General features: G+C 67.1%; 10 protein-coding genes. 4 read left to right on the top strand and 6 right to left on the bottom strand.

The features are described from left to right. From AC2VOP_RS00565 to AC2VOP_RS00550, 4 genes are all read right to left on the bottom strand, one after another. Positions 1 to 157 (bottom strand): 1-acyl-sn-glycerol-3-phosphate acyltransferase (locus tag AC2VOP_RS00565; protein WP_486959156.1); only part of this gene is annotated, 157 nt, incomplete at its 3' end. Positions 158 to 194: 37 nt separating this feature from the next. Then, positions 195 to 947: a lysophospholipid acyltransferase family protein gene (locus tag AC2VOP_RS00560; RefSeq protein ID WP_486959152.1), complete on the bottom strand. Its 753-nt coding sequence runs from the start codon at positions 945 to 947 to the stop codon at positions 195 to 197. Between the two features lie 18 nt (positions 948 to 965). Continuing rightward, positions 966 to 1,754, bottom strand: coding sequence for a lysophospholipid acyltransferase family protein (locus tag AC2VOP_RS00555; RefSeq protein ID WP_486959155.1), 789 nt, complete (start codon positions 1,752 to 1,754; stop codon positions 966 to 968). 52 nt (positions 1,755 to 1,806) lie between these two features. Next, the gene (locus AC2VOP_RS00550; RefSeq protein WP_486959151.1) at positions 1,807 to 2,205 is read right to left on the bottom strand and encodes a HicB family toxin-antitoxin system; all 399 of its coding nucleotides are present in this window, start codon (positions 2,203 to 2,205) and stop codon (positions 1,807 to 1,809) included. Positions 2,206 to 2,628: 423 nt separating this feature from the next. Between AC2VOP_RS00550 and AC2VOP_RS00545 the strand changes: the two genes are divergently transcribed. Both AC2VOP_RS00545 and AC2VOP_RS00540 read left to right on the top strand, forming a co-directional pair. Next, positions 2,629 to 4,176, top strand: a complete 1,548-nt coding sequence (locus AC2VOP_RS00545) for a Rieske 2Fe-2S domain-containing protein (RefSeq protein WP_486959154.1) — start codon at positions 2,629 to 2,631, stop codon at positions 4,174 to 4,176. Next, the gene (locus AC2VOP_RS00540; protein ID WP_486959150.1) at positions 4,173 to 4,517 is read left to right on the top strand and encodes a hypothetical protein; all 345 of its coding nucleotides are present in this window, start codon (positions 4,173 to 4,175) and stop codon (positions 4,515 to 4,517) included. Before AC2VOP_RS00545 ends, AC2VOP_RS00540 begins: the two co-directional genes overlap by 4 nt. A gap of 18 nt (positions 4,518 to 4,535) precedes the next feature. Here AC2VOP_RS00540 and AC2VOP_RS00535 read toward each other — a convergent pair whose 3' ends face one another. Further along, complete coding sequence (locus AC2VOP_RS00535; RefSeq protein ID WP_486959149.1) at positions 4,536 to 5,876, bottom strand: adenylate/guanylate cyclase domain-containing protein; 1,341 nt, start codon at positions 5,874 to 5,876, stop codon at positions 4,536 to 4,538. Between the two features lie 27 nt (positions 5,877 to 5,903). Next, positions 5,904 to 7,163, bottom strand: coding sequence for a serine--tRNA ligase (gene serS / locus AC2VOP_RS00530; protein ID WP_486959148.1), 1,260 nt, complete (start codon positions 7,161 to 7,163; stop codon positions 5,904 to 5,906). A 120-nt stretch (positions 7,164 to 7,283) separates the two neighbouring features. On the opposite strand from serS, the gene AC2VOP_RS00525 reads away from it, so the two are divergent. Continuing rightward, positions 7,284 to 8,720 carry a septum formation family protein gene (locus AC2VOP_RS00525; RefSeq protein WP_486959153.1) on the top strand — a complete coding sequence of 479 codons (1,437 nt, stop codon included), beginning with the start codon at positions 7,284 to 7,286 and terminating at the stop codon, positions 8,718 to 8,720. Between the two features lie 5 nt (positions 8,721 to 8,725). Further along, positions 8,726 to 8,963 (top strand): metallopeptidase family protein (locus AC2VOP_RS00520; RefSeq protein ID WP_486959147.1); only part of this gene is annotated, 238 nt, incomplete at its 3' end.

The raw sequence follows: 8,963 nt of genomic DNA, 5'->3' as shown, positions 1-8,963 counted from the left end.
CCGGGTAGAAGTCCACGTAGCTGGTGTGGTTGACGGCGACCAGCGCGCCGCCGCGTTCCGGAATGTTCTCCAGCCCGGCAAAGGTGATGCGCCATCCGTTGGCCTCGACCAGTGGCGGGACCACGATTTCCAACATGCGGAAAAACGGTTCAGCCATGCCCTCAATACTCCGTGTTTCTCCCGCCGTTCGCGCATCACGGGCCGCCAGCCGCGCGCCTGCCTGCTCGTTCGGCCAGCTCCTTTTCATCAAGAACCTTAGCCTCGGCCGGGGTGGGCGCGCTGCCGCCCATCCGCTGCGGCACCCAGTAGGCCCCGGCCGGGTGCGGATAATCCTGCTGGACCCGCTGCAGCAGCGGGGCCATCTGCGCCCGCAAGGTGATGCCCAGCGAAGCGGCGTCACCTGACGGGGCCACCGCTGCGCCGACCGCCACCGTGATCGGAATCTTGTTGCGCAGCAAGCTCACTCGCGGATGGTCCTTAGTCCACACTCGATGTGCGCCCCACACGATCAGCGGAATGATGGGCACCTGCGCCGCCAACGCCATTCGGGCCGCCCCGGTTTTGAATTCCTTGAGTTCGAAACTTCGGCTGATGGTCGCTTCCGGATAAACGCCGACCACCTCGCCGGCGCGAAGCGCCGCCACGGCGCGCTGGTAGGCGTCGGCCCCCGCCCGGCGGTCCACCGTGATGGTGCCGGTGTGCTTGATCAGGAAGTTGACCGCCTTGACCTGCTGCATCTCGGCTTTGATCATGAACCGCATACGTCGCCCGCGGTGGTAGACCGCAAGGGCCGCGGGCAGGAAATCGACATAGCTGGTGTGGTTGATCGCGATCACCGCTGCACCGGTCTCCGGGATGTGTTCCAACCCTTGGAAGGCGATGCTGGTTCCGGAGGTCTTGACCCATGTGGTGGCTGCGATCTCCAGCACGCGGAAGACCGGCTGCATCCGTTGCTCGCCGATCGCCTACTCGGGTGGGCCGCCCGTGTTGGACGGCTCAGCGCCGTGGGCCGCTGTGGCGGCGGCTCTCCGGCGGGCCTCCTCGGCGTCCAACCGCGCTGCCTCGGCCAGGGTCGGCGCACCGCCGCCGAGTCTGCGGGGCACCCAGAACGCCCCCGCCGGGTAGGGCCCGTAGGCGTCCTGCACCTGTTCGAGCAGATGCTTCATGCGGGCGTGCAAGAGTGCCTGCAGGCCGTCCACCGGCAGCGTCGGGTCGATCGCCTCGCCGACCGCGACGGCGACCGGCACCTTGGGCCGCAGAAGTTTCTTCGGGTGATCCTTGGTCCAGATTCGCTGGGCGCCCCAGACGACATGCGGGACGATGGGCACCTGCGCCTCGATCGCCATCCGAGCGGCGCCGCTCTTGAAGTCCTTGAGTTCGAAGCTGCGGCTGATAGTCGCCTCGGGGTAGACACCGACCAGTTCGCCGGCCCGCAGGTATTCGACCGCGGCGTGAAACGACGCGGCGCCGTTGCCCCGGTCCACCGCGATATGGCGACAGCCGCGCATGATGGGTCCGGTGATCCTGTGGTCGAACACCTCCTGCTTGGCCATGAACCGCACTTTGCGGCCCAGCCCCTGCTGGTAGGCGGGCAACCCGGCGAAGGTGAAATCCAGGTAGCCGGTGTGGTTTATCGCAACGACCGCGCCGCCGCTGGCCGGCAGGTTCTCCACCCCGCTGACGGTGAGCGTCAGGCCCTGAAGTCGCCACGTCAGACGGGCGAGTCGGATGATCGTCCCGTATACCGGTTCCACAACCATCAAGCCTAATGTCCCGCGTCTGCCGTCCAGCTATTCCCGGTGCCGTTCACGTACTCACGAGTTGCTGCACACGTTGGAAGGATAGTCCGGTTACTGCACCGATATCGCGGACTGGCACCCCGGCTGCTTTGAGCCGCTCCGCAATGTCGAGAGACGCTTGGCGAGCGCGCGCGTCGGCCTCAGCTGCGACTCTGCGCTCACGCGCGATTTCCGCTGCGGCCGCTGAGACATCGACGTCATCGACGCGCACGTGCACATCGAGATCGATGGTGGAGGGTGCGACATCGGCAACGACGGTGATGATGTCACGTGCCTCCTTCTCGATATCCTCGTACCGACGCGCCTGCCCGAGGCATTCGTCGAGGCCCGCAGTACCGTCCAGTGACGGGATGCGGATGATCCACCAACGGTCCTCACGATGGACATTGACGCGGTAGGTGGTCACAATCGCCCTTTCCAGTTGGGAGGTCGGCGGCACCCGGCGGCGCAGCGCTGAATGGCCTGGTTGACCTTGCGAACGACCCCCGGTGACGTGGTTCGGTGTCCGTCGGCGACGAGGACGGTGACGTTGCCGTGCGAACAGTAGTACATCGCGTGGCTGCCTTTCGCGTTCCGGCGCGTGAACCCGGCTGCCTTCAGTCGCTTAAGAGTTGTCCGGGTCGGTTCGCTTGCGATCACGATTTTAGTCTGTCTTGTAGGCTATCCGCTGTCTATTTACTAGACATTCGTTGTGTTGGGTGGCGGGCGACCGCCTACGGCGTCGAGCCCCATCCGGTGCTCATCGACTACTCCCGGCAGCTGTGGGACGTCGGGGATGCGTCGACCCACTAAGCTGGCACCGGCATTCCAGCATCGTTGGGAGGCATTAGTGCAGGTCACCAGCGTCGGCCACGCCGGCTTTCGGATCGACACCCAGGCGGGCAGCATCCTGTGCGACCCCTGGGTGAACCCGGCATATTTCGCGTCGTGGTTTCCGTTCCCGGACAACAGCGAGCTGGACTGGGATTCCCTCGGGGACACCGACTACCTGTACATCTCGCACCTGCACCACGACCACTTCGACCCGCGGCACCTGTGTGCGCACATCAACAAAGACGCGGTGGTGCTGCTGCCCGACTATCCGGTGCCCGATCTGCGGGGCGAGTTGGAGCAGCTGGGTTTTCACCGGTTCGTCGAGACCACCGACTCGGTCAAGCACACCGTCAGCGGCCCCAAGGGCGACCTGGACGTGATGGTGATCGCGCTACGCGCCCCGGCCGACGGCCCGATCGGCGACTCCGGCCTGGTGGTCTCCGACGGCGAGACCACGGTATTCAACATGAACGACTCGCGGCCGGTGGACCTGGACGTGCTCGCGGCATTCGGTCACATCGACGTGCACATGCTGCAGTACTCCGGCGCGATCTGGTACCCGATGGTCTACGACATGCCGGCCCGCGCCAAAGAATCATTCGGCATCCAGAAGCGGCAACGCCAGATGGACCGGGCCCGCGCCTACATCGCCGAGGTCGGCGCCAGCTGGGTGATCCCGTCAGCGGGCCCACCGTGTTTCCTGGATGCCGAACTGCGCCACCTCAACGACGACCACGGCGACCCGGCCAACATCTTCCCGGACCAGATGGTCTTCCTCGACCAGCTGCGCGCCCACGGCCACGATGGTGGCCTGCTGATGATCCCCGGTTCGACAGCGGACTTCACTGGCGCGCAGCTAGATTCGCTGACCCACCCGCTGCCCGCCAACGAAGTAGAGGCGATCTTCACCACCGGCAAGGCGGACTACCTCGCCGACTACGCCGCGCGGATGGCCCCGGTGCTGGCCGCCGAGAAGGAGTCCTGGGCGCCCGCTGCCGGCGAGCCGCTGCTGGACCCGCTGCGGGCAAGGCTCGAGCCGATCATGGCCAGAAGCGACGAGATCTGTGACGGCATCGGCTACCCGGTACAACTGGTGATCGGTCCCGAAACGGTGGTGCTGGATTTCCCGAAACGGTCAGTGCGCGAACCGATTGCATCCGAGACATTCCGATACGGTTTCGCCATCCCACCGGAGCTGGTGCGCACCGTGTTACGCGACGACGAGCCGGACTGGGTCAACACCATCTTCTTGTCCACCCGGTTCACCGCCTGGCGGATCGGCGGCTACAACGAGTACCTGTACACCTTCTTCAAGTGCTTGACCGACGAGCGCATCGTCTACGCCGACGGCTGGTTCGGCGAGACCCACGACGACACGTCGACGATCACCCTGGACGGCTGGCAGATTCAGCGGCGCTGTCCGCACATGAAGGCCGACCTGTCGAAGTTCGGTGTAGTGGACGGCACCACGTTGACCTGCAATCAGCACGGCTGGCAATGGGATCTGGAGACCGGTCGCTGCCTCACGGCGCGGGGCCACGAGCTGCGGTCCTCGCGGGCATGAACGCACCAGGTGAAGGCCGCTTGGCCTACGATGACGGCCTGGTCCAGCTCGATCGCGAGGCGATCACGTTGCGCCGCTACCACTTTCCATCCGGCACTTCGAAAGTCATTCCGCTGCAAGCGATCACCGGCTATCATGTCGAGCCCCTGGGGCGGCTGATTCATCGCTTCCGTATCTGGGGCAGCTCGGATCTGCGGCGCTGGCTGCCGCTGGACGTCCACCGGCCATTGAAGTCCACGCTGGTGACCCTTGATGTGCCGGGAACCTGGCCGGCTCCGGCCTTCACCCCGGCGAATCCGGACGAGTTCGTCGCGGTCTTCGAAGAGCTGCTGGAACGGTAAGCGGCGCGAAATCAGGGGTCAGGCGCCGAATTCGACGGCGAACACCTCCCACTCCCCCGGAACCCCCTTGAGGGTGTGTCGTCCGTGTTCGGCGAAACCGATACCGGATCCCGCGACCAACGGCGGAACGGAGGCCGAGACCAGGATCTCGTCGTGGCCGGCGAGGCCGGCGATGCGGGCACCGATATGAACGGCCAAGCCGGCGACGTCGTCCCCGCGCAGCTCGACCTCGCCGGTGTGTAGCCCGGCCCGCACCGACAGGTCAATGGTTTTGACGGCATCGCGGATTCCGGCGGCGCAGTGGATCGCCCGCGCCGGACCGTCGAAGGTCGCCAGGGTGCCGTCGCCACTGGTCTTGATCAGCTTCCCGCGGAAGCCCTCGACCTGGCCGCGGATGAGTTCGTCGTGCGTCTCGAGCAGCTCGGTCCAAAGACGGTCACCGAGGTCTGCCGCCCGTTGGGTGGAGCCGACGATGTCGGTGAACAGCACGGTGGTCAGCACTCGTGCACCGCTCGCCTCGGCGTGCACGCCGGTCAGGAACGCTTCGACCGGGTCGAACAGCGCCTCGACATCGCCGGCGTACCAGAGGTGATCATCGCCGGGTAGCTCCACGAGCTGCGCCCGCGGGATCTTTTTGGCCAGCAGCTCGGCGTGGCCGTTGCGCACGTGCCGATCCCCGGTCCTACGCAGCACCAGAGTCGGAGCCTGCACGCTTGACAGCGCAACGGTGACGTCGCTGGCCTGGAAGAGGCGATACATCGCGAAATGCGAGCGCGGGCCGCAGCTGAGCCGCTCGCACTTCGCGAACCAGCGCCGGAAACCCGCCTCCGTCGCCCGGCTCGGCGCCAGGACATCGGCGATCGGGCCGCGACCGGTCAACTCGAGGTATGTGCGCAAGTACCGCTCTACGGCCTCCTGCGGCAGGCCCCACTGCTGGTCAGGTCCGCGCAGAAATCGCGCGAAGGCGTTGATCAGCACCAGCGCCGCTACCCGATCGGGGTACGTTGCGGCGAACAGGATCGCAGAGAGCCCCGCCTCGCCGCCTGCGACCAATACTGCCCGTTCGCTCTCGACCTGGTCCATCACCGCGCCGAGGTCGTCGGTCCAGGCCTGCAGCGCGGGTAACGCCTCGAGGCTGACGGCGTCGGAGCTGCCCCAGCCCCGAGGATCGCAGATGATCAAGCGGCCCATCGACGCCAGGCGCCGCAACCCACGCGCCGCCAGCGGGTCGTCCCAGAGCAAATCGACCGGATAGTGGACCTGCGTCTGAAACACGATGTCGCGCGGCCCACCGCCAACCACCTGATACGCGACGTGGAGATCGCCACTCTTCGCGTACCGAGTCGCAGGAACCTCCATAGGTAGGAGTATCCCCCGGTCAGAGCCTCAGCGAGCGGGCTCGAATACCTCAACACCCACGAACGGCACCAGCGCGTCGGGCACCCGCACACTGCCGTCGGGCTGCTGGTGGTTCTCCAGGATCGCTGCCAACCACCGGGTGGTGGCCAGTGTTCCGTTGAGTGTCGCAGCGGTCTGCGGTTTTCCGTTCTCGTCGCGGTAGCGGGTGGCCAGCCGGCGCGCCTGGAAGGTGGTGCAGTTCGACGTCGACGTCAACTCCCGGTAGCAGCCCTGCGTGGGAAGCCAGGCTTCGCAGTCGAATTTGCGAGCCGCCGACGACCCGAGATCGCCTGCGGCCACATCGATCACCCGGTACGGCACCTCGATGCACGCCAGCATCTCCCGCTGCCAGCCCAGCAGCCGGTCATGCTCGGCCTCGGCGTCGGCGGGCCGGCAGTAGACGAACGCCTCCACCTTGTCGAACTGGTGCACCCGGATGATGCCGCGGGTGTCCTTGCCGTGGCTGCCGGCCTCGCGGCGAAAACACGACGACCAACCCGCGTAGCGCAGCGGCCCGCTGGACAAGTTGAGAATCTCGCCGGCGTGATAGCCGGCCAGCGGCACCTCGGAGGTGCCGACCAAATAGAGGTCGTCGGATTCGATCCGGTACACCTCCTCGGCGTGGGCGCCGAGAAACCCTGTGCCGGACATGATCTCGGGCCGCACCAGCACCGGGGGGATCACCGGCGTGAAGCCGCGCTCGACCGCCAGCCGCATCGCCAGCTGCAGCAGTCCCAGCTGCAGCAGCGCGCCCTGCCCTTTCAGGAAGTAGAACCGGGAACCCGATACCTTGGCGCCGCGCGCCATGTCGATCAGGCCCAGTGCCTCACCGAGGTCGAGGTGATCGCGCGGGTGGTCGATCGCGGACGGCTCACCGGCGACGTCGAGCACGGCATAGTTGTCCACCCCGCCCGCGGGCACCCCGTCGACGACGACGTTGGCGATCGTCATGTGCGCGGCGGTGGCCACCGCCTCGGCGTGGTCTCGAGCGGCTTCGGCAGCCTTGACCTGCTCGGCCAGCTCTTTGGCCCGCGCCAACAACGCGGGCCGTTCCTCGGCCGAGGCAGCACCCACCGACCGGCTGACCGCCTTCTGCTCGGCACGCAGCGAATCGGCAGTCGCGATCGCGGATCGCCGCGCGGCATCGGCGGTCAGCGCTGCATCCACCAAGGCCGGGTCCTCGCCGCGGCTGGCTTGGGAGCGCCGGACGCGGTCGGCGTCGGCGCGCAGCAGGTTCAGGTCGATCACAGCTCGCAACCCTACTTTCGGTCGGCGATGGGAACCGCCAGCAGGCAGACAGCTCGTCGCAGTCAGTCCCAAGACAGTACTTTTGCATCAGTTGTCACGCCACTGTCGGTGCCTGTCACAATGGAGCGGATGTCGCAGGCAGTTGACCAGGAGCGTTCACCCGACGTGCAGCCGGCTGAAGCGCCGGCTGAGCAGCCGGCCCGGGTGCACTGGCTGCGCGCTCACAAGCCAGCATCGACCCTGCGGACACTGCTGCTGATTGCGCTGGGCGGGCTGCTCATCGCCGGGCTTGTCACAGTCTTGCCGGGCGACGCAAGCGGCCCGGCCGGGTTGCTGAGTCATCTCGGCGCCGATCCCGCACCCGGCGCGCTTGCCAACAGCGCCAAGGGTAACGACGCACTCGACCGTGCGATCGCCGGGGACTGCCTGATGTGGCCGGACAAGACGCTGGAAGCGGCGACCATTGTCGGGTGCGGTGACGACCATAAGTTCGAGGTCGCCGAGCCGGTCGACATGCGGATATTCCCGGGTGCTGAGTACGGCCCAGACGCCGCTCCGCCTTCGGCCGCCCGCATCGAGCAGATCACCCAGGAGCAGTGCGAGTCTGCGGTGCAACGCTATCTCGGCTCGAAGTTCGACCCGCACAGCAAGTTCGTCGCGAGCATGCTGTGGTCCGGCGATCGGGCTTGGCACCTGCATGGCGAGCGCCGGATGCTCTGCGGCCTGCAGCTGCCCGGCCCCAACGGCCAGCAATTGGCTTTCGCCGGCAAAGTGGCCGATATCGACCAGTCGAAGATCTGGCCGGCCGGCACCTGCCTGGGTATCGACCCCGCCACCAACCAGCCGACCGACGTTCCCGTCGACTGCGCCGCGCCGCACGCCAAGGAAGTCACCGGGACGGTCAATCTGGCCGAGAAGTTCCCCGAGGCACTGCCCCCCGAGCCCGAACAGGACGTCGTCATCAAGGACGAGTGCACCCGGCTGACCGACTCCTACCTCAACCCGGTGCAATTGCGCAACACCACGCTGACACTGACCTACGCCACCATCTCGCTGCCCAGCTGGTCGGCGGGGAGTCGCGAAGTAGCCTGCAGCATCGGCGCCACGCTGGGCAACGGCGGCTGGGCGACGTTGCTGAACATGGCAGGAGGCTCGCTGCTGATCAACGGCCAGCCGCCCGTCCCGCCGCCGGATATCCCCCAGGAGCGACTCGAGCTACCTCCCATCCCGCTGCCGGCTCCGCCGGTCTGGCCGACTCCGGTACCGCCGGCAGCCCGCGCACCGGAGCCGACGAGCTCTCGTGACGCCAACCAGCATCTGCCGCAACAGCAGCCTGCCCCGGTGCAACGGCCGGCAACGGCCGCACCGCCCCCGCAGGCACCGCCCCCGCAGGCAGCGCCCCCGCAGGCAGCGCCCCCGCCGCAGGAGCCCCCGCCGTTCCCTCCGTACGCGCAACCGCCTGCCGAGGAGCCCCCGCCTCCGCCGTTCGCGCCGGCGTTCCCGGCACCACCGGGTCTGCCGCCGCCGGGTCTGCTGCCACCGGCACCGGGCGGCTGACGCCGATGACCGTGCGGATGGATCCGCACCGGTTCGACGATCTGGTCTCCGAGGCGCTGGATCTCATCCCACCCGAGCTGGCGGACGCCATAGACAACGTCGTCGTCCTGGTTGCCGATCGCGATGCCGAGGATCCTGACCTACTAGGGCTCTATGAGGGCGTGGCGTTGACCGCGCGCGACTCCAACTACGCCGGATCGCTGCCGGACACCGTCACCATCTATCGCGAGGCCCTGTTGGACA

The organism is Mycobacterium sp. TH-M106, from assembly GCF_057473765.1.
The sequence above is the reverse complement of the archived record's forward strand: the minus strand, read 5'-3'. Positions and strand labels throughout refer to the sequence as shown.